Here is a 294-nt window from a genome sequence, read left to right on the forward strand (position 1 = left end):
GCTTGCTGTCACTGCGCGAGTTGGTGGCAAAAGATGTGGCGATGAAGCTGACTATGACGGGTGAAATCGTATCCGGTTCTCGTGCACAGCAACTTGGCCTGGTGACGGAAATTCATGATAACCCGCGTCAGGCCGCACAAGTACTGGCTCAGCAGCTTTGTCAGGCGTCGCCAGATGCGATTGCTGCCATCAAATCAACCACAACCCGAAGCTGGTCACGCAGCGAACGGTATTTGCTGGCCAGAGAAACCATCAGCCAGCTGAGATTGATCATGGGGAAAAATTTTCACATCG

Annotated in this window: 1 protein-coding gene; it reads left to right on the top strand. The window is 53.1% G+C overall.

Annotation, left to right across the window (positions count from 1 at the left end; translation table 11 throughout):
* The coding region (locus ACYP03_RS25595; protein ID WP_459782618.1) for a Clp protease/crotonase-like domain-containing protein at positions 1 to 294 on the top strand (294 nt) is incomplete at both ends.

This window comes from Photobacterium sp. R1, from assembly GCF_054600795.1.